This is a genomic window from Colwellia sp. M166 (assembly GCF_024585285.1).
In the GTDB taxonomy this organism is placed as follows: domain Bacteria; phylum Pseudomonadota; class Gammaproteobacteria; order Enterobacterales; family Alteromonadaceae; genus Cognaticolwellia.
This window is the reverse complement of sequence record NZ_CP040755.1, coordinates 587,273-611,573: the sequence shown is the minus strand read 5'-3', so window position 1 is coordinate 611,573 and position 24,301 is coordinate 587,273. Positions and strand designations below refer to the sequence as shown.

The 24,301-nt window shown below is 36.4% G+C and carries 18 protein-coding genes and 1 pseudogene; 13 read left to right on the top strand and 6 right to left on the bottom strand.

Annotation, left to right across the window (positions count from 1 at the left end; all coding sequences use genetic code 11):
* Positions 1 to 95: 95 nt before the first annotated feature.
* The 6 genes from FGD67_RS02805 (at position 96) to FGD67_RS02780 (ending at position 8,208) form a co-directional block, all read left to right on the top strand.
* Positions 96 to 1,439: a DEAD/DEAH box helicase gene (locus tag FGD67_RS02805; protein ID WP_257173599.1), complete on the top strand. Its 1,344-nt coding sequence runs from the start codon at positions 96 to 98 to the stop codon at positions 1,437 to 1,439.
* A gap of 448 nt (positions 1,440 to 1,887) precedes the next feature.
* Positions 1,888 to 2,775 carry a VacJ family lipoprotein gene (locus tag FGD67_RS02800; RefSeq protein ID WP_257173598.1) on the top strand — a complete coding sequence of 296 codons (888 nt, stop codon included), beginning with the start codon at positions 1,888 to 1,890 and terminating at the stop codon, positions 2,773 to 2,775.
* Positions 2,776 to 2,777: 2 nt separating this feature from the next.
* A complete protein-coding gene (locus FGD67_RS02795) occupies positions 2,778 to 5,168 on the top strand; it encodes an RND family transporter (RefSeq protein ID WP_257173597.1) in 2,391 nt (796 codons plus the stop codon).
* 251 nt (positions 5,169 to 5,419) lie between these two features.
* Positions 5,420 to 6,889, top strand: a complete 1,470-nt coding sequence (locus FGD67_RS02790) for a carbon-nitrogen hydrolase family protein (protein ID WP_257173596.1) — start codon at positions 5,420 to 5,422, stop codon at positions 6,887 to 6,889.
* Between the two features lie 99 nt (positions 6,890 to 6,988).
* Positions 6,989 to 7,873, top strand: coding sequence for an IS982 family transposase (locus FGD67_RS02785; RefSeq protein ID WP_257172124.1), 885 nt, complete (start codon positions 6,989 to 6,991; stop codon positions 7,871 to 7,873).
* 143 nt (positions 7,874 to 8,016) lie between these two features.
* Entirely contained in the window at positions 8,017 to 8,208 is a 192-nt protein-coding gene (locus FGD67_RS02780; RefSeq protein WP_257173595.1) for a hypothetical protein, read from the top strand.
* 70 nt (positions 8,209 to 8,278) lie between these two features.
* Here FGD67_RS02780 and FGD67_RS02775 read toward each other — a convergent pair whose 3' ends face one another.
* The gene (locus FGD67_RS02775) at positions 8,279 to 9,199 is read right to left on the bottom strand and encodes a DMT family transporter (protein ID WP_257175053.1); all 921 of its coding nucleotides are present in this window, start codon (positions 9,197 to 9,199) and stop codon (positions 8,279 to 8,281) included.
* 762 nt (positions 9,200 to 9,961) lie between these two features.
* Here FGD67_RS02775 and FGD67_RS02770 point away from each other — a divergent pair.
* From FGD67_RS02770 to FGD67_RS02745, 6 genes are all read left to right on the top strand, one after another.
* Positions 9,962 to 10,507, top strand: a complete 546-nt coding sequence (locus FGD67_RS02770; protein ID WP_257173594.1) for a cold shock domain-containing protein — start codon at positions 9,962 to 9,964, stop codon at positions 10,505 to 10,507.
* 247 nt (positions 10,508 to 10,754) lie between these two features.
* A complete protein-coding gene (locus tag FGD67_RS02765; RefSeq protein WP_257173593.1) occupies positions 10,755 to 14,456 on the top strand; it encodes an ATP-binding protein in 3,702 nt (1,233 codons plus the stop codon).
* A gap of 4 nt (positions 14,457 to 14,460) precedes the next feature.
* Positions 14,461 to 15,093, top strand: a complete 633-nt coding sequence (locus FGD67_RS02760; RefSeq protein WP_257173592.1) for a hypothetical protein — start codon at positions 14,461 to 14,463, stop codon at positions 15,091 to 15,093.
* Positions 15,090 to 16,295 (top strand): hypothetical protein, encoded by a 1,206-nt coding sequence (locus FGD67_RS02755; protein ID WP_257173591.1) that lies wholly within the window; start codon positions 15,090 to 15,092, stop codon positions 16,293 to 16,295. Before FGD67_RS02760 ends, FGD67_RS02755 begins: the two co-directional genes overlap by 4 nt.
* Positions 16,295 to 17,137, top strand: coding sequence for a hypothetical protein (locus FGD67_RS02750; protein WP_257173590.1), 843 nt, complete (start codon positions 16,295 to 16,297; stop codon positions 17,135 to 17,137). Before FGD67_RS02755 ends, FGD67_RS02750 begins: the two co-directional genes overlap by 1 nt.
* A gap of 289 nt (positions 17,138 to 17,426) precedes the next feature.
* Positions 17,427 to 18,668, top strand: coding sequence for a tyrosine-type recombinase/integrase (locus FGD67_RS02745; protein WP_257173589.1), 1,242 nt, complete (start codon positions 17,427 to 17,429; stop codon positions 18,666 to 18,668).
* A gap of 129 nt (positions 18,669 to 18,797) precedes the next feature.
* On the opposite strand, the gene FGD67_RS02740 is transcribed toward FGD67_RS02745, so the two are convergent.
* Positions 18,798 to 19,379: a hypothetical protein gene (locus FGD67_RS02740; protein ID WP_257173588.1), complete on the bottom strand. Its 582-nt coding sequence runs from the start codon at positions 19,377 to 19,379 to the stop codon at positions 18,798 to 18,800.
* Between the two features lie 193 nt (positions 19,380 to 19,572).
* On the opposite strand from FGD67_RS02740, the pseudogene yghU reads away from it, so the two are divergent.
* Positions 19,573 to 20,437 (top strand): annotated as a pseudogene (yghU, locus tag FGD67_RS02735) (glutathione-dependent disulfide-bond oxidoreductase).
* A 74-nt stretch (positions 20,438 to 20,511) separates the two neighbouring features.
* Here yghU and FGD67_RS02730 read toward each other — a convergent pair.
* The 4 genes from FGD67_RS02730 to FGD67_RS02715 form a co-directional block, all read right to left on the bottom strand.
* Entirely contained in the window at positions 20,512 to 21,723 is a 1,212-nt protein-coding gene (locus FGD67_RS02730; RefSeq protein ID WP_257173587.1) for an EAL and HDOD domain-containing protein, read from the bottom strand.
* 139 nt (positions 21,724 to 21,862) lie between these two features.
* The gene (locus FGD67_RS02725) at positions 21,863 to 22,312 is read right to left on the bottom strand and encodes a hypothetical protein (protein WP_257173586.1); all 450 of its coding nucleotides are present in this window, start codon (positions 22,310 to 22,312) and stop codon (positions 21,863 to 21,865) included.
* A gap of 12 nt (positions 22,313 to 22,324) precedes the next feature.
* On the bottom strand, positions 22,325 to 23,521 hold the full coding sequence (locus tag FGD67_RS02720) for an ectonucleotide pyrophosphatase/phosphodiesterase (protein ID WP_257173585.1): 1,197 nt from the start codon (positions 23,519 to 23,521) through the stop codon (positions 22,325 to 22,327).
* Positions 23,522 to 23,671: 150 nt separating this feature from the next.
* Positions 23,672 to 24,229 (bottom strand): phosphoribosyltransferase, encoded by a 558-nt coding sequence (locus FGD67_RS02715; protein ID WP_257173584.1) that lies wholly within the window; start codon positions 24,227 to 24,229, stop codon positions 23,672 to 23,674.
* Positions 24,230 to 24,301 lie beyond the last annotated feature (72 nt).

Below are 24,301 nucleotides of genomic sequence, written 5' to 3'. Positions count from 1 at the left end.
AATATTATGTTAGCAAAATAGATTTTTACTAACTTATAGCGTCATAAATACGCTAAAATAGCGGTAATTATTTTTGTTTTGAGCCCTTTATATTAATGACGCCTGCTATCAATACTGACACACCAACAATAACTACCTCATCTAGCTTTGCAACACTAGGCCTTATTCCACCACTATTAGCTCGCTTATCTGAATTGGAATATCAACAGCCAACGCCTATTCAAGCACAAGCAATCCCGAGTGTGTTAGCCGGGCGTGATTTGATTGCGGGAGCCAATACTGGCTCAGGTAAAACCGCAACTTTTGCTTTACCGCTATTACATCACTTGAGTGAAGCAAAAAATAAAAGCAAAGTAAAACCTTGTACCGATAAAGGTAACTATGTTGCAGGCTTAATACTCGTGCCAACGAGAGAGTTAGCAAAACAGGTTGCCGATAGTATTAAATCGTATGCGGCCCATTTTAACGGAGAGATAAAAACTGTAGCCGTTTTTGGTGGTGTATCAGCTAATACCCAAATGTTAGCCTTACGCGGTGGTACTGATATTTTGGTAGCTACGCCAGGTCGATTATTGGATTTAATTTCTAGTAATGCCATTAAGCTCGATAAAGTACAAACCTTAGTGCTGGATGAAGCTGACAGAATGTTAAGTTTAGGCTTCACCGAAGAGCTTTCGGCCTTATTAGCGTTATTGCCAAAGCGTAAGCAAACCTTGTTATTTTCTGCTACCTTTCCTGAGCAAGTAAAAGCTTTAACGCAAGAGTTGCTTAATAACCCAATTGAAATACAGTTACAAAGTAGCGAAGCAAGTACCTTAGTGCAGCGAGTTTTTACCGTCAATAAGGGCGAGAAAACTGCGGTATTAGCTCATTTGATCATCCAACATTCATGGCGACAAGCACTAATATTTGTTAATGCTAAAAACAGCTGTGATCACTTAGCTGAGAAACTGGCTAAACGCGGCATAAGCGCAGAAGTATTTCATGGTGACAAAGGTCAGGGTGCTCGTAGTCGTGTGCTTGATGGCTTTAAAAATGGCGAAATTGAAGTATTAATTGCCACAGATATTGCTGCTCGTGGTCTTGATATTGAAAAATTACCTGTGGTGATAAATTTTGATTTGCCTAGAAGTCCGTCCGACTACATGCACCGTATTGGTCGCAGTGGCCGTGCTGGAGAAGTAGGCTTAGCAATATCACTTATCGATCATGAAGATTATCACCACTTTAGCGTTATCGAAAAAAAGCACAAAATTTGGCTAGACCGAGAACACGTAGAAGGTTTTGAAGTTGATGAAGATGCTATTGCAGCATTATTAGCTGAAGACAAGGCGATGCTAAAACCTATGGCGGCACCTGAAGGTACCGGCAAGAAAAAACGTAAAAAGAAGCAACCCCAAATAAATGCCGATATCTGGTTAAATAGCCCTGACGATTAATATTCGCTGTCCAACAAACCCTAACAATTGTCTATTTGGCCCACAAAATATACTGAGAACTTTTAAAATTAGCGTTTAAGTATCCAATATCAGTGAGGAGTTGTCTCGGTAAGTTATTTCGACAAGTCAATAACCGTAACCTCACACGTTACGGTTTTTTTATCTCTCATTTCATTTTCACAACATAATGATTATCAATTATTCACCAAGTTATAGTCTTAAAATCACGGCTCTGTAAAAAACTATTTTAATAAAATTGGCATTACCTATGCCGTTACACTTAAATAATGCTCAATAAAATTGCTATAGGCTATGCTTGTAGCATATTGTAATGTTAAACATTTAAGAGATATATTAAGTTTTAGCTATTTGCATATATTTTTATATAAATGCTACATTTTTTAATGGCTGAGTACGGGGAAGTATTACAAGGTTTTGGGAGTTAATAATGACAAAAATAACAATTAATCTAGGTCAGCAGTTAGCAATATTCAGTAAAAATTCATTATGTTATGCCATGTTAGCCTTGTGGCTCTTGATAGTCACAGGCTGTTCATCTTCAGCTATTCAAGCAGAAACAAAGGAAAAGCCGGTCAATAGTGAACAAGCTGTAAAAGGCCCTTATGAAATTGCCGCAGAGCAAAATATTCCTAGTGTCGTGAGTTATCAAGCTCCGACAGATTCATTGCGTTTTATTAATGAGCCCATTTTTAACTTTAACGATACGATTTATCGCAACATTTTAAGCCCATTAGCCACGGGTTATGAAAAAGTGGTACCTGAGCCGGTGAATAACAGCATAAGCAATTTCTTTTATAATTTACGTGAACCACTTTATGCCGTGAATCACTTATTACAGGGGGAGGTTTCAAAGTCTGGGAAAAGTCTTATTCGTGTTGTTATCAATTCAACCATTGGGCTCCTCGGTTTGTTTGACCCTGCAAGTGGTTTAATGGAATTGACACGTGATAAAACCACTTTTGGTGACACTTTAGCATCCTATGGTGTTGGACACGGTACTTATCTTGTATTACCGCTACTAGGCCCTTCTGATTTACGTGATACAGCATCATTAACTTTTAACTATTTCGCTCATCCACTAAATTATATCAATGATGATACGGTAGCAGCTCAGTTATTATTAGCCGATGGTGTACAGGCACAAATTCCTATTTTGGCACAATATCCACGGGTATTATCCGATGTTGAAAACCGATATGAGTTTGTGCGTAATTTATATATGCAAAATTTACAACGTGACGGCCAAGCACGTAGAAACGAGATATTTAAAACTGAAAAACAAAAACAATCAACAACCTCTGCTAGTGTGGATTAATTATGCTTAATAAAAATTCAACCCTATGGCCTTATATTATCTGTTTTATTTTTGTCGCGCTGACGAGTGTATTAGCTTGGCAAGCCAAATATTTTGAAATAGATGCATCTGCAGATACATTATTGGTTGATAACAATAAACATTATATTTTAAGCCAGCTTGCTGATCAGCGTTATGGCTCAGAAGAGTTTATTTTAATTGCCTTTAAACCTAATAACAGCCCATTATTTTCTACCTCAAATCTTAATACATTGGTCGACATTGGCAAAAAAATTGAACAGTTATCTCGAGTAAAGCAAGTCAAAAGTATTGCTAATATGCCTATTTTTACTGCCGCGGATAGCGTTTCTGCTGATGTGGCAAACTTAACTTGGGAAAAACAAAAATTTGATGAACAAACTTTATCGCTGAGCTTAAAAAAGCATCCGTTGTATGAAGGTTTACTGATTAACAAGGCACAAACCGCACTTTCACTTCAGGTGGTTTTTAATTCACAAGCTAACATTGAAGCCATTAACGACGATATTATTGCCATAAAACAGCACTTATTAAGCCGAGATCTCACGGAGCAAGAACTAAAGTCACTTGAACAATTAAAACAGCAACAACAAAAACTTAATAAACAATTGGAACAAACACGCATTACTGAAATCGAAGAAATTAGGGCGATCTTAGTGCCGTTTAAAAAAGTAGGGGGCTTTTATTTAGGCGGTAACAATTTACTGTCTTATGAACTCATTCAAATAATTCAGAGCGATTTAGTACTTTTTGGCTCACTGATATTTATCGTGATCATTCTCCTGTTATGGTTTTTATTTCGGCAAGTAAGCTGGGTGCTATTGCCAATTGTTTGTTGTGCCACCAGCGTTGTGATGACCGTAGGTTTATTAGCCGCACTTGATTTTAAAGTCACGGTTATTTCTGCCAACGTTTTTGCACTACAAATTATTTTATCACTTGCCATGATCATTCACCTTATTGTGCATTATCAAGAATTAGTCCTCAAACACACAAGTTGGTCACATCAACAGCTGGTATTATCAACCATCAAAGAAAAAATAAAGCCGTGCTTTTATGCCGGATTAACCACCACTATCGGTTTTGGCTCGTTGATATTTAGTGGTGTTCAGCCTGTTATTAGCTTCGGTTGGATGATGGTTGTTGCTATGCTGGTTAGCTTTACTGTCAGCTTAGTTTTTTTCCCTGCCTTGCTACTTGCGATATTTAGTAAGCAAGCCTTTGTCAAACAGCATCAGCAAATTGAAAATGGCATGAGTGCAACGGCAAGTTTTGTTAAAGCTCAACCTAAAAGTATTATATTTATTTCATTACTGCTAACGGTTGTTGGCGTACTGGGATGTTTAAAATTAACCGCTGAAAATAGCTTTTTAAATTACTTTAGTGAAGCTACCGACGTTAGAAAAGAATTAACTTTTATTGACCAAGAATTTGGCGGTTCAACACCATTTGATTTGTTATTGGATATCCCTGATGAGCAAATAAAGTCCGGCTTAGTGATCTCGGCAAGTACCGTACAAACGATAACAGCCATTCAAAACATGTTAGCAAAACAACAAGCCATTGGCGCTATTACCTCAATTGCTGATTTTACTAAAATTGCTCAAGTGGTGAACGCAAAACCGCTGACAGAATATGAATTAACTGCGCTTTATAAAAGTTTAGATACAGAATTACAGCAAGCGTTATTTGGTGCTTATTTTTCAGAAAAACAACAACAAATAAGAATTTCTATGCGAGTACAAGACAGTACTCAAGATCTTAATAGAGCTGATCTATTAGCAAAAATTCATCAAGAACTGGCAAACATCGGCATTAAACCGCAGCAATACACTTTGACAGGCTTATTTATTCTTTATCAAGATGTGTTGTCTCGTTTAGTTGACTCACAAGTACTAACAATTCTTATTGTTTATGGCGCTATGGCAATAACCTTAATGATTATTTTCTCATCAATTAAGGTGGCCTGGATTGCCTTAGTGCCCAATATAATTACTACCTCGGTAATTATGGGAATATTAGGTATATTCGCAATTCCGTTAGATTTAATGACCATTACTATTGCTGCTGTTGCTATGGGCATTTCTATGGATGATACCATTCATTATATTCATCGCTATTTAGCTGAGCTGAAACGCGAGCCAAAGAGTGCTGAAGCTTGGGTTAAGCGTACAAATTTATCGGTAGGCTATGCCTTAATATATACCACCACCGTGATCGTTATTGGTTTTGGCAGCTTAGTATTTTCTAATTTTGTACCGAGTATGTTGTTTGGTTTATTAACCAGTATTGCTATGATTTTTGCTTTGCTGACCGATATAACAACATTACCGGTATTATTAAAAAAACACCTCAAAAGCAGTGATGTTAAATAACCGACTAAGGGTTATGTTATAAACGCAGTAGGTAAAAACTAAGAGTGTTAAGCTTATGCGCTACCTATAACTGATATTGGCAACATTGATAAGCAAAGTAGATAATAGAAAAAATAAGCTAATTAATTTTAATTTTCTTAGCGGAAACAAGCTCACAAATAGATTTATCTAGGTATAATCCCCGCAATAACGTGTAATGCTTAGCCATTACACCATGTAAATTGCTATTAATTATCTGGAATATATCTATCATGCGAGTCGCCGTTGCTCAATTTGCCACCTCATTCGACACTGCAGAAAACCTAACAACTTGCCTGAGAATGATCGATGAAGTCGCGGCTTGCAACCCTGGTATTGTTGTGCTGCCAGAGTTTTGTAATACACAGCCTTGTTACTCGGATCATAATCAAGTCTGGCAACAAGCTTTGGCGATAGAGAGTGACTTTTTACATCAAATAGCACAGCAAGCTAAAAAGTATGCTTGTTATATTGTGCTTAATGTAACATTACGCCGAGACTTAAACCGCGATCAGCAAGATGCTTCAGTGCAATCAAATATTAGTATCACCTCATGCTTATTTTCACCGAGTGGCGAACTTGTTCAACAAGTCGATAAACAAAAATTAACAGAGCAAGAAAGGCAATTCTTTATTAGCGAAAAACAAGCTGCAAGCGTTATTTCTAGCGACTTTGGCAAGTTTGGGCTTATGTCAGGCGCTGATAGTTATACTTTTCAAGCGTCACGTGCATTGGCAATAAATGGTGCGCAACTCATATGCAACTCAGAGCATTCGTTTGCTTTAGATACCAGTACCTTACATGATATTACTCATGCAGTTGAAAATAACGTATTTATTGCCAGTGCAAATAAAGTAGGTGCATTGCGTCCCAAAAAGAGTGCTGATGCACTAGCCGAAACAACTGAAACCCTTTTAAGTATTTCAAACACCAGTGTTACTGAGCAAGCATATGGTGTAGGGCAAAGCCAAATTATAGCGCCTGATGGTAAGCTATTGGCAAAGATAGAGCACAATAAAGCCGGCTATACTTTTGCTGATATTGAGATGTTACCGGCAGGGCTTATCAATAAAGCTCGCCCTGATGGTACTGAGTTTAAGCAACAGCAACGTCCTGAATTCAAGATAGAAAAAATAACAGCCAAACAGCCAACAATAACAGACCACGAATACAGTGATAATGTACCAGAAACTATTAATGTCGCTATTTTCGCTACTTATAAATCTACCCAGCAAGCTATTGAAGATGTTTGTCATTATATTGAAAACAACCTCAGTGATATCATTCAATTACCTGAACTATTTTTTATTGCCGATAAAACTGTCACTGATAATCAAGATGAATTAAAACATATAGAGTGCTTGAGTCATGAACTTATTCAACAAATCAGTGCGGTCCTTAGGCCTTTTCAGTATGTTTGTACCAGTGTAGTGCTTAACGGAAATCATCAGGCAGTATTAATAAACCAGCAGGGCATAGTTGCCAGACAGCAACAGTTGCATTTTTGTCAACGATATCAATGGACTGAATTAACAGACACGATAAATATTATTTCACTACCTTTAGAGCAAGGTATTATCAAACTTGCGATGTTAACCGCTGACGATGCCAATATTGCTGAAACAGTAAACATAGCGGCTTTACATAATATTCACTTATTACTCATGCCTTTCGACATACAAGAACCGTTAGAGGTTAACTAACCTCAGCTCGGGATAAGAATTAATTAAATTGAACTAAGTGCCCGTTCCACGATCCGATCTTTCGACCAAGAAAAAACAGAAAGATAATAAGGAACGGGCATGAATAAACTAGTTGAAATATTCTGTGATGTCGATGATTTTTGTCGCGTATTTATCCCACAATGGGAGAAACAATTAATTGCTGATGGAAGTATCAAGCGAAATCGTCCATGCCGTATGGCTATGAGTGAGATAATCACTATATTAATTGCTTTTCATACATCAAATCATCGCGACTTTAAAAATTATTATAAAGGTTATATTGCTAAGTTTTATCGTTCACATTTCCCTAGCTTATTGAGCTACACTCGATTTTTAGAAGTGATGCCTAAAGCGGTCGTTCCACTTTCTAGCTACTTTTCAATACTTAAAGGTGAGTCTACAGGTATTGAGTTTATTGACTCTACAAGCATAAAAGTATGCCATAACTTAAGAATTCCTAGACATAAAACATTTGACGGTATAGCCGAACGGGGCAAAGGAACAATGGGTTGGTTTTATGGGTTCAAACTACATTTAGTCACTAACTTTAGAGGTGAAATAGTTGAGGCTAAATTAACTACTGGCAATGTTCACGACACAAAGCCCGTATTAGCCTTAGCTAAAAACTTAAAAGGGAAGTTATATGCAGATAAAGGCTATATAAGCAAAAAATTAACAGTTGGTTTGAAGGAAAAAGGAGTTGATTTGATAACAACCGTGCGCCGTAATATGAAAGCCAAAGCTATGTCGTTATGGGATAGAGCAATGTTATCTAGACGGTTTATTATTGAAACGATAAATGATCAATTGAAGAATATATCTCAAATAGAGCATTCGCGTCATCGTAGCCCTAATAGTTTTATGTTGAATTTACTGGCAGGTTTAGTGGCTTATTGCCTTAAAGAAAATAAGCCAACCCTTAATATTAGTGACGTAGAGAAGAATGCTATGGTTAGGGCTTAACCCGATCTGAGGTTAACTATAGTTTATTAGCGCGAGCGGCTGAAAACAGGATCTGCATCGTAGCGGCAACGAGAGAAAAAAGCTTTTATATTCAGCAATCTATAGATGAAAAAAGTCTTGGCACTAAGCAAAACAATAAGAAAGTGAAGTCACAAAAATCGACTGGCTTTATTGCCAATTTAAGCAATAACTCAGCTTTATTAGCGCAATGGCAGTCTGGTAAATTTAACGGCTATATAAATAAGCCTATCATTAAGCATCAGCATGGAAAAATCACTAAAGCGTTGATTTACCCCAATGCGAGCACTGATAAAAATAGCATAGAATTTAATTAATATGGCTGTAAATAAACGATAAAATCAATAAGATAGCAGCGCGGTTAGCACTGCTATTCATCTGATTATGTTATTTTTTTACTTTATTTGCCGCTAACTGAACAAAATAATATCGACCAAGAATTACCATTAAAATACCACCTAGTACTAGCCCGGATGATTCAATTAAGCGTAATGTAACCAACTCGCTAGTAAACATTACCCCGCCAATAGCTGCAATGATCGGGACAAATAATTGCACTACAGCACCTTGTGTAACCGATAAACCGGTTAACGCAATATACCAAATAAAATATCCGATGCCTGAAGCTATAGCACCTGATAACACCGCCAGAATAATACCGGTTGAGGTGAAATGTGCACTGCTAAAACCAAAAATTATCAGCACTAATATAAAAGGACTAGTACGTAAAAAGTTATAGCTGGTATCACTTAATGGATTTTTAGAGCCTCGTCCTAATAAAGTATAAAATGCCCATGCCACACCTGAAATACTCATCAATATAAAGCCCATAAGTGAAGGCGTGGTTAAATTTGGAATAATTAAATATACAAAGCCAGTAAAAGCGAGAGTTAAACCCAACCATTCTGATATGTGAAGTTTATTACCGGAAATAACACTGGCGAGGATCATTGTTATTTGCACAGCACCAAATAAAATTAACGCACCCGTGCCGGTATCTAAAGAAATATAACCAAATGAAAATGCCACGGCATAAATAAACAACATACAGGCCGCTAACCAACTGCCTTTCGAGGCATTGTCAGTTTTAGATTTATCTTTTGGTTTTACTTTTGGATTGAGTTTATTGGTCAGGGCGACTAATGCTAACAAAATCACAATCCCTGAAAACAAGCGTATAACAGTAAAACTGCTGGCATCAATGGTATTTTCACCAAGTGCCATTCGACACAATACCGAATTTGCCGCAAATGCTAATAATGCAAAAATAGTGCTAGTGGTAATTTTAAGCTGATGTAAATTCAAAATATTCCTAATATAAAGCGCATGGCTATCGCGGTTATGATCATGAGTTAGCTATAGATATAATAGCCTTGAAAGTTAAGTCGCTGTTAGCCTTATTAGCGAGTCAGGTAATAAATCAATGACACCAGAAATGATAAACTAAGCATTAGAAATTATATTTACTAGCATAAACGCAGTAACTGATTTCATTTAAACATATTTTACAAGAATGAATAACAATGACTACAAGTTATCAAGATTAGATCAGCCTTAGTTATTACAAATTTATGTTAAGTATCTTAAGGGCTGTTAAGTGTTGTAAATAATTGTTCTAAAGGTCATTGCGTAAATATAAACAAGACGGTCAAATTTATTTAGTAAAGCGTCAGCATTAACTCATGCACACTATTTGATGATCGGGTATAGCATCAAGCAATTTGCTGATAGCATTGAAGATCAGACGATAATTGGATAATACAAGTATAACACTGCATCTGCCTTGATTGATTTTAAAAGGCTTACAGGCCGCGTTACTGTTCGATAAGGGAATAACCCATTATCTTTAATCAATGTCTTACCTATATGGATGTACTTAGGTTCAGCCTGGAACTGTGAACCTGTGCTTCTAAAGCTTTTAAACTTCACTGAGTGGTATAATTGGTATGAAGTCTTTTGTATTACTAAGATTAGATTATCATTAGTACTACATAAGTTACTGTAATTATGCGATATTAGATTTATAGACTAATAATATACACTTGAAATAGCATCAACAATGGAACCGTGATGTATAAAGGACAACTTAAGAGCTGGAATGATAAAAAAGGATTTGGTTTTATTCAATCAAATGGCCTTAGCCAAGACACATTTATCCATATATCGACATTAAAAGCTATGAGTAGAAAACCCAAACAGGGTGACTTCATCTATTTTGAAATAGCAAAACAAGCGAATGGAAAAACAAGAGCGGTTAACTGCCGTATTGAAGGAGTGATAGCAAAGACTTCCACAAAATATACCCCACGTGTACATAAAAATACATCAGCACCAAAAAGTAAAAAAATTGTGCTATTGGTTATCATCGCTATTGGAGCTTTTGCCTATCAACGATTAGACATTTCGCCTGTATCATCACCGGCACAGCATCCAACGACAACGCCAATCACTGAATTACCAAGCAAAGCTAATACACAGTTTACGTGTGATGGTAGGCAGCATTGCAGTCAAATGACATCTCGCGCTGAAGCTGATTTTTTTACTAGACATTGTCCTAATACTAAAATGGATGGTGATAGTGATGGAGTTCCTTGTGAAAATGACTCCCGCTTCTAACAGTTATATTTAATAAGAATAAATATAACTGTTACTTGCATTTACGTAGATAAATTACACCGCATTAGGCCTAACAGGTTTTGGAGGAGAGCAAGCTTAACAAGGTCTGCATGATATTTCCTGTAATATAACAAGGTAACGATGCAGATAGTCCATTTCACTATTTCACTATTTAATTATTTGATTTATTCAGTTTTGATAGAAGAAATCTATTAAAATATTAAGCATATGTAAAGCTGGAGGTTACATGTCTAAATTAACTCGATTTATTGCTATTGATAATATCAGCCGTGAGCAAATTGTAGAAATCGCAACGAGCGATCATACAAATTTCAATGGCGTAATCCGTGCAGGTAAAACCACAACGCTTAGGGCTATGTTGTTGTTTTATGGTGCACGACCCGGTGATATTGCAAAAGCTAAAGGCGGTGCATTTGAAAGTTTTGCTAATTTTTACTTTCCTAATCCTAGCAGTTTTCTTGTTTATGAATATGAAAAAGGCGATAAAATTTACTGTGTGATAGTTTCAGGAAAAATGGGACAAGTCAGGTATCAATTCTTAGACACGGCGTTTGATAAAACTTTTTTCTTACATCAAGAAGATGGCCAAACTAAGCTGGCAGATATTCAACAGTTACGAGTAGCAGTGGAAGCTAAAAATCATGAATTAACCAGTCTTATAGGCTCTGATACTTACACTAACGTTATTCAATCGAATAAAATGTATCGCGGCAAAGGCGCGAATGCCGAACAAATAAGACGTCTGCGACCGAAGTATTCCTTGCCTGTAAATGGCGGAAGTATTGAAAATATTGAAAGAGTATTATCGAACATCTTTGCGAGTAAGGCATCGGTAGCCAATATCCGCAATGCTTTAACAAACGTGCTAATTCAAGAAGGCGCTATCGCTGGGCGTATATTAAAATTAGATGATCAGGCATCAGAAGTTAGTGAGTGGGTCGATGACCGCCAAGCTTGGATTGATTTGGAAAAACGCAGAGAAACTGTGCTAGCACTCAAGCAAACATCGGCTGATTATACTGCCGTCGGAAATAAATTGTCTGGTCTTAAGGCTAGATGTGATGAGGTCAATCAAAAAACGAGTGACAGCATTATAAAGTCGAATGAGATGGCAACACATTATGAAGGCCAATTAAATGCCATTGGAAATGAACGTCGTGATTATTTGGAAAAGACCAATGAAACAGAAACAGAACTATACAAACAAAAAAATAACTTATCTCATCAAATTGCAATAATTGTCCAACAAAAATCAGATTTTGAAGAAGGTTCAGCTGATGATCGTAATTTTAGGCCAATAGTCGATTTGATTGCACTTCATAACTCAGTTGGTTCGTTAGGAAAAGCAGAACAGGATGCCAAAAGCTTTTACGAAAAAGTGTCGCAAGGCAATCAAAATATTACTCATCTTTATGAGCAGCATCGGGCGTACTTAGACACCCAAAAAATGAGTTTAGTTTCTGATGTTAATAATTTAAAAGCGAATTCATTGATTCAACTCGATCAGGATAAAGCTGATGCGAGTGTATTGTTTGAAGATAGACGAAAAAATCTAGAAAGGCTGTGGGAATCTAGGATCAAATCAGCTGACAAGCAAGTCAAAACAACGATGATGCAACATACAAAATTGGAAGTTGAGCTTTACAATATTAAGGCAACGGAAAAAACTGAAGTTGAATTAACTGAACTTTATAATGAGCTTAACCAGGGACAGCGAGATTATGGTGAAGCAGTACTTGAGTTTTCAAAGTTCACAACAGCTCAAATGGAAACTCAAAAGCTTTATGATCGCAATTTAGCGGCAAGTGTAACTCTACGTGAAAAAAGAGCTAAGCTGAAAGAAGAACAAAAAGACCTGCAATCAAGAATAGGCTCGGGTACCTTATTTGATTTCTTATCTGAAAATGTTGAAAGCTTCGAAAAAAATATTGGCAAAGTGATTAGCCCGACACTTTTATCTATGAAAGGCTTATCGCCTACTTTTGAAGAAGGGGGGCAGACTGTCTTTGGATTGGGTTTAAACCTTGAAGCAATACCAAACCTTGAAATCAAAGACGAGTCTAGTATTACCAACCGTATCGTTATTCTTGATGAAGAGTTAGCTAAAATTGAAAGTAAATTAGGCTCATTGGAACAAGAACTGCAAAAATCTCATACGCAAGTAAAACAATTAACGGTGGATCTTAGGCGCGCACAGTTTAACAAGAGAACAATTGAAGATTTTATTAAAGAGACTGACGTAGCGCTTAAAGAGCTAAATCTTAAAAAAAATGATGAGATAGAGCGGTTCACCGAAGAAACGAAAGCAGCACACCGTAAAGCTGGTGAAGCGTATGCTAAAGCTAATGCAGAACTAAAGACTTTGCGCCAAGATGCTGTAAAAGAATTTCAAACACTCAATAGTGAGCACCAGTCGAATATTGAAACTATCAATATTGCACATCAAACATTAATGACCTCATATGAAAAGCTGATGGTTGATGGTCAAATAGCGATAGATGAAAAACGTAGTAAGTTTGATTCTCAGGAAAAAGTAGACTTAGAAGCTCAGGGCTGTAACCCTCAGACGATCATTAATGCTAGAACCATGATGGAAAAAGCAGAAAAAGCACATAGAGATGGACGAAATGCAGGAGAACGAGTTGGTCGTTACAACAAGTTCATGACAAAAGAGTGGATAAAACATTCGCCGTTAACTCGAGAACTTGAAACTGTACAAGTTAGGCTAAAGACTCACTTAGATGAAGTTAAAAAGAAAAAACAAAATCTAGCTGAAATAAAATCTATCATTGAAGATAAAAAGAAGGTTAATGAGCAACAGATAGAAGCACTTCTATCACAACTTCACATTATGCAAGGATTAGAGCGAGAGTTCACCAAGATTAATTTAGAAGCAGATAGCAGTCGTGGCCATTTATTTAAATCAGCGGATGCTCAAGAATGTCGTATGAAGTTCAATTCATTAACGAAAGATCATGCAGACTATGCGCTTGAAGGACGTTCCAAGTTTAACATTATTAAACAAACATTTAATCGTAAAGCTGGTACGCAAACGTTCAAGTTTTTTGACCGACTTATGGCAGAACAAGCAAGCATATATTCAACTAATGACATGTGGTGGGGCTGCGCACCATTACTGCAAGAGTATCTGGATGGTGAGCATCTAGTTCAATCAGATTTACTGAGAACACGGTACTTACTTGTTGCTCAGGGTATTGTAGATTTTAGTAGTCAAATTAAAGCTGCACATGAGGCGCTAAATAGTTTAGGACGTAAACTGACGTCTGCAATGAAAGGTGTCGCAGAACCGTTTGAAGCAATTGGTGAATTAGATATTTCTGTTGCAAGCAACCTGCGATCATTGTCCTATTACTCAGTATTAGAACGTTATTCTCTAGAACATGACAGCTGGAAAATTCATAGTGGCACAGAAATGCCAGACGATCATTTAATAGCGAAGTTAGCAAACCTAATCGATATGCTTGGTAGCAAAACATTAAGTGTGGATGTTGAGAAAAGCTTTCAATTCGAAATTATTCTTAATGAAGATGGTAAAGAGAAGATCGCTAAGACGGATGATGAAATCGAAAATATCAGCTCCAATGGCACCTCCTATTTAGTTATTTTGTCTCTGTATATTGGCCTTATTAACATGATGCGTACGGACAATGGTGTTCAGCTTCACTTCTGTATCGATGAGTTAGGGCGAATTGATACTGACTCGTCTGGTAAGCTGATCGAAATATTAGATAAGCAAAATATCAAAATGTTTAGTGCGCTACCTGTTGAAAGTGCAGAGTTACTTCAGCACTACCCTAATTGTTATATGATTGAATCGGTTGGTGCTAACAAACGCCGTTACAGTTTGTATGGCCCTGACTCTAAAGTAACGATCCACGACAAATTAGCTAGTGTATTAGAGGAGTAAGTCAATGGATATTCGTAATATTCTTGAAAAACTATATAACCAAAATATGTTTATCTGCCCCTATACAAATGAGCCGATATATTCCTTTTTAGAAACACCAGAAGGTGAGATGGCAATTAACAAAGCTTTAGAGCCCTTTGGTCGAAACCTTTGTCGTGTTGATGGAACAGGGGCATTTTTTATTGATTCGATAGATAATGGCAATAATAAAGACTTAACAGAGCGTAGAAAGCAGTTCGAAAAAATTCGTGACGATTTAGAACCAATTGTCGAGTTCTTTGTTTTTATCTCACGAGTTAAACCAGAGATAGGCATGATGGTGGCCGGACATACCATGCGTTTTTCGCAGATTTTGAATGTAATAACTGAAAGCGAATCTAGTGTTCGTCAACTTAATCAATTGATGACTTATAAGATATTTAAAACCTCTAAACAAGGCACGTTAGAAAAGTTACAAGTCGTATTCGAACGAATGGTCAAAGAAGGCTTATTGATTAGTAAAAATGCCGATGAATTAGTGTACCAAGTTACAGGCAAGTATGATTATGTTCAAGCCGTGATGCAGTTCATTATTGATAGAGAAAACATAGTCATTGATGAAGAAAATAACGAAGAGCAGGGAACCTTCGTGATATGAGTAACGTTGAAGAGCAATTTAAAAAACTTGGTAAGGCGATTTCAGCCAATGCCGAACGTTTGGCTGAACTTATTTCTTATGCCGGCGAAGAAGTTTACTTTGACAAAGTTCCTGGTAGCTTTTCTGAGTTGTCCCATTTGGATATTGTATTGGGTAATGTAGCTGAAGGTTTTTCTGCTTCTAGTTTATTGATGCAGTTATCACACCGCATTGGACGTGGTGATGCTAATAGAAGATTGGCGCCAGGTGTTGAAGAGTGGCTTAGTACGGTTCAATTAAAAATAGATCAGTACAATAATGCAATCGTTGATGGCTCTGAAGAAAACCGCTTACGAAGACTTCACGATATTCGCGAGCTTGTATTTCAAATGCGAGAGGGATTGTTCAATGAAGTTCGATCAATGGAAATGGCACTTAACACACGCTTTGGTCATGTAGAGTCAATCAAAGATAAGTACATTGAAAATAAGTATTTAATTGATTATCTCGGTCGCTTAACGGGAAAAATCGCCGTTTTAGACTATCAAAAACTGAACTCATTAGCAGGATCAAATCCTGATTTACGTCGGTTATTAGCACAGCGTTTATACGATACTGTAACTGACTGTCGTGAAAATATCATGCTAGCTTTACCTAGGTTACGTCATTTACTTTGGGAAATCGAAAAACAGAACCTGCAAGCTAAACGGATCTGGGCAATGCACAATTATTTTAAAGCCGGTTCGTCGACATTAACATATGAACCCAGTGACGAAGAATTAATCGAGCTTAGAATAGGGTGTCCAGTTACCAGTGGTGATAATTCGCTCAGTCCCAACATTTATGATGAACAAAATATTGATACGCTTGCTGAAGTAGTCTCAACATTAAAACCAAGAAAAGACATTACAGGTCTTGTCGTAGCTTTGGGCAATACATCAGCGTTTGAAGGTTCAGCTGTTAGTGATGAATCAGTAGAGGCAGAAGATGAAGTAAAACAACATTTATCTAACTTACTTAGAGAAACTAAGCATGGTCATGTTTCAGTACTTGACTATTGGGAGCGTGAAATGTCCCACCAAAAATATCCGTCAGGCTTTATGATGTTAGCGCACCTTAGTTATACAAAAATCCCTCAACTTAAGTTAACAGAGTCTTACGCCCCAGCAACTAAATTTGATGCTACAAAACGGTTAAAAGACTTCACTGTTGAGAGGTTTTAATGCTTGATATTAATGCAAAAAATTATATCTCCATGGCAAGTGTCGTGCTCAAAGCAAAGTCGGAGGTGCCAGTTAATAGGCTTTGGGAGATGCTTCACGATAATTATGGTATAGGTATCCGGGGGATTGGCGTATTTTGTTTAACTCCTGGACATCGGGTTCAATTGCTTGAGTTAGTCAAAAAAGAAATGGGTTTAAATCTTAAAACAGATAAATACCAAGATTTAAAATCACTGTCTCAAACTGAATTAAGCGCCAAATCAAATCGCGCTAAATCTTTGTCTGCTAAACCAAGAGCGCCATTTATTGAGTTAAGGTACTGTGATGGCAAAACCATAGAACGTGGTTACCGTGGCCTTAAAGTATCCCATATTTTAACATTAAAAATTGACGTGGTATTAAGTGTAGAGAACTTTGATACATTTGTTTCACTATCCGCTGAACAGTTAGCTAACTTCGGCTTTAAAATAACTGAAAAGGTGCTCATTGTATTTAGAGGCGATAGTAGAGCATCACCTAAAGCGGTTCAGTCATTTAGACAAACATACAAAGGGCGTTGGGCACATTTTGGTGATTTTGATCCAAAAGGTTTGCATATTGGAGCTGTTGAATTGAACGCACAAACATTATTACTCCCAACGTTAGATTTTTTAAATCACAGTAAACCCACATTTAATCAAACCGATTTATACAATAAGCAGCGTGCATTTATCGATATTATTCCTATCCAAAATAAACAAATGAGAGAGTTAATAACGATTATGAAGGCAGATGAATTGGCACTTGAACAAGAACACCTGATAGCACGTGCAGTTCCGTTAACATTAGTGAACGTTACTTAATATATCTGAGAGCAATGATTTTTGTAGCAGACACAAACAAATTTTCATTGCCTGGAGCAAAGTAGTTGGCATTTTAGTAGAATAGATTTAAGAATTACGCAGATAACAAAAAACCTGATAAACGGTTTTATATAGCAATTTCAGAATTTAAAATCTGACGGTAATCACAAGACAGAGGCCCACATCATGAACACACCCTACTATGTCCGATACTCTTCAGTATTGGACATAGAAGTTATAATCAATTAAACTAGCTTCTTATGAATCTTCAGATAGAATTCAAATAAAAATGTTATTAACTAAGCCTGTACCTTTATATCCACCATACCTAGATCTATGTGATTTTGATTTAGAAGATTATCCAGAGTTGGAGAAAATATTTTCATCAAACGAACCTTGGTGGCTTGAGCAATTTAATTGGGGAAAACTTTTTCTTACTTATATTGGACGAAATAAATCTGAACATACTTACGATAGATTTAGAAATGACGTTGAACGTTTTCTTTTATGGTCATTTATTGCAAAGAAAAAACCAATCGATCAATTACGTAAATCAGACTTTCTAGAATATGCTGACTTTTGTTGGCAGCCACCAGTAACTTGGATCGGCACATCAAATCAAGAGCGTTTTAAAATAACCAATGGGTTTTCATCAGCAAATGAACTTTGGTTTCCATTTAAAATTCAATCGCCCAAAAGTCAAAAAGCGCAATACATTCTTGATAAGAAAAAATATCGTCCATCACAACAAACGCTGACATCGATGTTTACCGCGATTATCGCTTTTTATAATTACTTAATGTCTGAAGATTTTTGCGTTGGTAACCCAGCACAAATTGCTAAAAAAGACTGTCGTCACTTTATAATTGACTCACAAGTTAAAGAAATTAAACGCTTAACTGCTAGTCAATGGCAGTATGTTTTAGATACTGCAGTAGAAATGGCTGATGAAAACCCTATTTTTGAACGCAATTTATTTGTTATTGCCGCTTTAAAGACCCTGTTTTTAAGAATTTCAGAATTATCTGAGCGACCTAATTGGTCTCCTGTTATGAGCCACTTTTGGCAAGATGAAGATGAAAATTGGTGGCTAAAAGTTTTTGGAAAAAGCAGAAAACTCCGCGATATTACCGTTCCTCTTGATTTTCTGCCATTTTTAGAGCGTTATCGTGCTTCCCGTGGCTTGTTAGGTTTACCTTCTAGTAATGAAAACTCGATCTTAGTTGAAAAAGTACGTGGCCAAGGAGGTATGACTTCTCGACATTTAAGGCGCTTAGTACAAAGTGTTTTCGACCAAGCTTATGAAAATATGCGCGTATCTGAAAGTGCTAATAAAGCCCTAAAACTAAAAGAAGCATCATCACATTGGTTAAGGCATACTGGCGCAAGTATGGAAATTGAGCGTGGACGCCCTCTTAAAGATATTTCAGAGGATCTAGGCCATGCAAGCATGGCAACAACGGATACGGTTTATGTGCAAAGTGAAAATAAAAAGCGTGCTGAAAGTGGTAAACGTCGTAAAGTTGATTAATAGCTTTTGGTTATTTTCATTAAAACATAAATAAAAACAACACACTAGATCAAGATTGATAAGTTTATTTGTCATATTTTTATTCGTGAGTCGCCATAATAACTTGTAAGCCTTATTTTATATAGCGGCTTACAAGTTGTTTATCATCTTAGGACAAGTTGATGTAGCCACCCTGCTGTCACAAAGATACATTCCTTTAAAACGATTTTGCCAAGCTATTATTTCTTGTGCATTAAAACTATCCTGCCAAATTTTTTGAATATGATAAAAGCTATCTTGCCCTTGTAGCATAAGGTGTAATATTTTTGCTTCATTACCGTTTTTCTTTTGGCAATGGGTTTGCCATATTTCACTTGGGTAAACACTGCTCGGTGAAGACAGTACTGTTAACGTTGTAAACTTTATGCAAGAGCTATATCCAGGTTGATCAATAACTTGGCGAAAATATCTTATGTCTTTTTGTGCAGGTAAAGTAACACTGACCATATAAGCATCTTTCAAACCATCAGTCGGATGTTGCCAGATACTGGTATGATAGTTTTCTTTATTTTCAATAGTAATATGCCAACCAGCCAACAATTTAGCGTGTGGGGCAATAAGGTTTTCACCTTTTAGCGCCGTTGTTTTATGCTCATTTATATTTACGCATCCCGTTACAGCAATCAATATTGCACTAAACAAGAAGTGTTTTTGCATTGCTTTTATTTTCACACTATTTCTACCATTTACACAGACAATCAATTTTATTCATTCAATATAATATAGGCTTTTTGAGTGGTTTTTTATATAGCAGTAGTTTAATCAAATGTAATAAGTTATTAAAAATTCTAGGGAAATATTAGCATTTACTGAAGTTTACGCATAACGTATTACTTAGCTAGTTTTTTCAACAATTGGAGATAACATGAGTGAGAAAAAATCATCCATACCATCGAAAATATGGCAGTGGAACACTACCAATGACGGTAACTGGGCAAAGATTAATCGTCCAACCTCTGGAGCAACGCATGATAAAGTATTAGTAAAAGGTAAGCACCCTTTTCAACTTTATTCCTTGGCAACGCTAAATGGCGTGAAAGTTACCATTATGTTTGAAGAGTTACTGGCACTTGGCATAAAAGAAGCGGAATACGATGCTTTTTTAATTGATATTAGCCAAGGAGAACAATTTGGCAGTGGTTTTGTTGAAATTAATCTGAACTCAAAAATACCGGCTTTACTCGATCAAACCAATGAGCAAGCCATTCATCTATTCGAGTCAGGTGCTATTTTATTTTACCTAGCTGAAAAATTTAATGCTTTTCTGCCCAGTCAAGAAAAGCGTGCTGACTGTATGTCTTGGTTATTCTAGCAAATGGGTAGTGCACCTTATCTGGGTGGTGGTTTTGGGCATTTTTATGCCTATGCACCTGAAAAGTTTGAGTATTGTATTGATAGGTTTTCGATGGAAGTTAAACGTCAACTGGATGTTCTAGATAAACATATTGAGAGCAATCATTACTTATGTGGTGAAGAATACAGCATAGCTGATATTACTATTTGGCCTTGGTATGGTGCCTTGGCATTAAATCGTTTATATGATGCAGCAAAATTTTTAGACCTTAGATCATATAAAAATGTCATGCGTTGGGCGAAAGAAATAGACCAACGGCCGGCAGTTAAACGTGGTGTTATATAAAACTTGGGGAGAGCTGTCAACACAGCTACATGAACACCATGACGCGAATGATTTTTTAGAGTGTACTCAAGACAAACTTACCCGAGATTAATAATCTTGAATATCCAGTTATAAAAGTAAAAAAGCGTATTAAAAATACGCTTTATATAACGCATAACAGCTCAGCTAAATATCTAAGGATTTACACCAATTACTGGCACTGACAAATTCTTTATGAATAAAGTTGCCATCCAGTCCATAAAACTCGGTCAATTGTTGGATATTATCACCATTACCAGTAATATAATTTGTCGTTAGCTCTAATAAAGTACCCAATAAACCACTGTGGTTTACTAGGGCGTCTTCAATAGGTTTTGCTAGCGGCATAGTTTTCAATATTTCATCTATTGGCATGCTCAAAATCACTTCAATTGCACTTAATAAGCCAGTGATAAAGGCAAAGTCGCTAATTTCAACAAAGGCACTTTCATTTGCAAGGTTTGACATTAATTTTGCAGTTATCAACGATTGTTTCGAAACCTCACTGGTTTTATCTGAGGTGAGTTTCGATAACGCTAAAACGGTGACAAATTGCTTTAACTTATCTTCACCTAAATATGCAGCAGCCTGTTTTAATGAAGTAATTTCAACGCGCGTGCCGGTTGACACGTTATTGACTAATTTAAGTAGTCCAACAGTTAAATTAACATCATGTCCTATGATTTCTGCTATATGATCAAAATCTAATGGCTTGTTAAACGTTTCGCTGATCAAATGCAGCATTTGAGATTTAATCGGAGCTAACGTTTGCCCTTCGACAATTTCCGGTTCATGATAAAAGAAACCTTGGTAATAATTAAAACCAACTTCAGCTAATGACTGTAGCTGAAAATTAGTTTCAACTTTTTCTGCAATTAATTTAATATCAAAAGGTTTAAGTCGTTCTAGAACTGGCCGTAAGCGTTTAGCGTTAGTGATTTCGGTATCAATTTTTATCATCGCGATATAGGGAAATAAAATGTCCCACTTTTCATCTAAATCATATTCAGTTAAGGCAATTTTATAGCCTTTATCAAAATAATATTTGACGATATTTAACAAACGTGGCGTTGCTGATTGATGGCCAACAAGCTCAATAACAATTGAGCTTTTATCAAACATCAAAGGATATTTGTTGATTAAGCACCTTTCGGTAAAGTTAATAAAAGCCAATTTACCTAGGCTTACCGATTGTATATCACTTTGAAAGTGATTCTGGATGATCAGTTTAGAGCTTGCAATATCCTGATCAATTTCAGGGAATTTATTTTCAGGACTATCTCTAAATAATAGTTCATAACCAATTGTTTGATTATTTCTGTCCAGTATAGCCTGACGGGCAATATAGCTTATTTGCATAGGATTATTATTTAAAGAATTATGATAGTTAAAACATACCCTATTATGGCGGTTATTGAAAAGTTATTTTAGTTAAATGTCACTTGTAAACAATATTTATAATATCGCGGCAATATAAGTGGAGTTTGACTCACAAAAATTAAAAATTAATTAGAGTCAGCGTAGCATTAGGGGCCTTTAAGCTTAAGACATCACCATAATTAATATTTGTAATAAATGGTGCTAGGATTTCTAAGTGATTTTTTGGCTGAAAGTGCTCTGTTTTGGTGTTAACCAAAGGCTGATAGATTATGCCAGGATATAATCTATCAGCGCTTAAAACATGACAACGACAGAAACGAAAGTCTTCTGCTGGCATATCTGGATGCCATTTCACTTGTTCAAAGTGATAGTCAATATGATTTAAAACAACTTCTTTACAGTCGAACTGAGCATTCAATGTTGCTCGATGATAATTATCAAGATTTAACCCTAAGGCTTGGAAAAATGGTAATTGCGTAGCAATAGTTCCGGTAAAAAAACGAGGATCGTTTGCCAAGCCCGAGGCTACTTGATGCCCTTTTACTAATACAAAATCAAAGCTGGCCATTTTATCGTGCTTTTACTTAACTATTTGCTCAGCAATTTGATAGTTACCATCAATGTTTTGAACATCTTTTAGTCCTAATGCCCGAGTAACAATGGGCAAAACATTAACATTATCAAAAGCAGCAATTTTTTTGTTTTTGCTAAATGATGGTCCAACGGCAATAAATATAGCATCAAGATCACGTTCTAATTTCGGATCATAGCCATGAGTTTCGGGTGAGCTATGTGAACCACCTTGGTTAAAAATATAAGACGGCAACGCGTCAACTATCACATTTGGAACAACAGAGGTCATACGATTTAAATGCCAATGGGCTGGGTAATTGGGATATTGATAGACACGGTAATGGACATCGTGATCGTATTGTTCACTTTTAAACAATCTAACAGTTTGTGCTAATTTGGTTTCGTTATCACTATATAAATAAAGTTGAGTAGAGCCATTAACCACATTTACCCCTTCAACAATATTTTGTTGCCAATCAATTACGGGGGCTTCATTAATTTTAGTCATACCGTGATCAGAGACAATCACCACATTAACTTGACCTGAAAATTCCTGATTAATTTGTTGCATAAAATCTGCAATTAATTGATCAAGATTTTTAATTGCGTTGATCAGCTCGGGTGAATTCTCACCAAAACCGTGACCTTTATCATCAACGGTGGCAAAATAGCCGGCAATAAAATTTGGTCGCTCAGCTTCAGGTAAACGTAACCATGCTAGTATTTGATTTAACCTTTCTTTATTAGGCGTAGAATGTTTATAGGGGTAATAATAACTGGCTTTTTTGTTTGCAACTGCCGTTTCAGACTCTGGCCAAAAATAGACCGCTGACTTGTTACCTTGCATTTCATTAATGTGCCAAATGGGCTCTGCTGTTAACCAACGCGCATCATTCTTCCCATCTCCGAGCTTATATTTTTTATTAATATCTCGATGGAAAAAACTATTATGTACTATGCCATGATTTATCGGATAACGACCAGTAATAATACTTAAATGATTAGGAAAGGTTTTACTCGGATAAACAGGTAATAATGCTTGTGCACTAGTGCCCTGCTCAATAAGTGAAATTAAGCCCTTTGGTTGATATTGCTCAATGTAGCGTTGGGCAAAGCCATCAATTGATAATAATACCAGCGGTGTTTTAGCCCAAATAGCTGTTGAAAAGAAGCAGCTAAATAAGATGATTGTTTTTATATTCATGGGTTATGACCAGGTAAAGTACGCTTATAGCAAATAACATAATGCATTCACTATTTTTGTACAAGTAAGTAGCTTCTCTCGGTATGTTTTTTTGATAAAAAAATAACGCACGTAATACGTGCGTTAAATTATCTAACCTTTAAAGATAAGCTATTCAAATAGCTCTAAAATATTAACTAGGTCTTTTTTACCGTGAGCTATTTCATCCGGTGTTAATCCCGATAATTCATGTGGAAAAACTAACCATTCTGTAGATTCATGGACATAGTAGTCAGGGACCAAATCAACTTTAGAATTCTGAGGTTTGTACCAAGGACAAGCAATTCTGACATCTTTTGGCATATTATTACGGGTTAATTTCTTCATTTGAGCTATTAACGCTTCGATACTGCGCCCTGAATCAAAAACATCATCAACGATCAGTAAACCATCATCTGCATTGGCATTTTCAATAATATAGTGCAAGCCATGTACTTTAATTTCTTTACTTTGCTGATTAATACCGTAATAAGAAGAAGTACGCACTGCAATGTGGTCTGTTTCCACTTTTTTAAAATCAAAATATTCTTGTACGGCAATACCAATTGGTGCGCCACCACGCCATATCCCAACAATAAATTGTGGTCTGAAACCGTCTTCGAAAACTTTCGCAGCTACACGAAATGAATCTTCAAGCAATTCTTGCGCTGTTATAAATCGCTTTTCCATTGATGAGATAACCCCATTTAATTAATTTTTAAAGTAAACAGCATTATAACGCGTTTTTTATCAACCTGAGTA

Excerpts from the sequence above, each read along its gene's own strand:
- FGD67_RS02790 (WP_257173596.1), top strand. The coding sequence starts at position 5,420 with ATGCGAGTCGCCGTTGCTCAATTTGCCACCTCATTCGACACTGCAGAA.
- FGD67_RS02720 (WP_257173585.1), bottom strand. The coding sequence starts at position 23,521 with ATGAATATAAAAACAATCATCTTATTTAGCTGCTTCTTTTCAACAGCT.
- FGD67_RS02750 (WP_257173590.1), top strand. The coding sequence starts at position 16,295 with ATGCTTGATATTAATGCAAAAAATTATATCTCCATGGCAAGTGTCGTG.
- FGD67_RS02715 (WP_257173584.1), bottom strand. The coding sequence starts at position 24,229 with ATGGAAAAGCGATTTATAACAGCGCAAGAATTGCTTGAAGATTCATTT.
- FGD67_RS02800 (WP_257173598.1), top strand. The coding sequence starts at position 1,888 with ATGACAAAAATAACAATTAATCTAGGTCAGCAGTTAGCAATATTCAGT.
- FGD67_RS02745 (WP_257173589.1), top strand. The coding sequence starts at position 17,427 with ATGTTATTAACTAAGCCTGTACCTTTATATCCACCATACCTAGATCTA.
- FGD67_RS02795 (WP_257173597.1), top strand. The coding sequence starts at position 2,778 with ATGCTTAATAAAAATTCAACCCTATGGCCTTATATTATCTGTTTTATT.
- FGD67_RS02725 (WP_257173586.1), bottom strand. The coding sequence starts at position 22,312 with ATGGCCAGCTTTGATTTTGTATTAGTAAAAGGGCATCAAGTAGCCTCG.
- FGD67_RS02765 (WP_257173593.1), top strand. The coding sequence starts at position 10,755 with ATGTCTAAATTAACTCGATTTATTGCTATTGATAATATCAGCCGTGAG.
- FGD67_RS02770 (WP_257173594.1), top strand. The coding sequence starts at position 9,962 with ATGTATAAAGGACAACTTAAGAGCTGGAATGATAAAAAAGGATTTGGT.
- FGD67_RS02785 (WP_257172124.1), top strand. The coding sequence starts at position 6,989 with ATGAATAAACTAGTTGAAATATTCTGTGATGTCGATGATTTTTGTCGC.
- FGD67_RS02805 (WP_257173599.1), top strand. The coding sequence starts at position 96 with ATGACGCCTGCTATCAATACTGACACACCAACAATAACTACCTCATCT.
- FGD67_RS02730 (WP_257173587.1), bottom strand. The coding sequence starts at position 21,723 with ATGCAAATAAGCTATATTGCCCGTCAGGCTATACTGGACAGAAATAAT.
- FGD67_RS02760 (WP_257173592.1), top strand. The coding sequence starts at position 14,461 with ATGGATATTCGTAATATTCTTGAAAAACTATATAACCAAAATATGTTT.
- FGD67_RS02755 (WP_257173591.1), top strand. The coding sequence starts at position 15,090 with ATGAGTAACGTTGAAGAGCAATTTAAAAAACTTGGTAAGGCGATTTCA.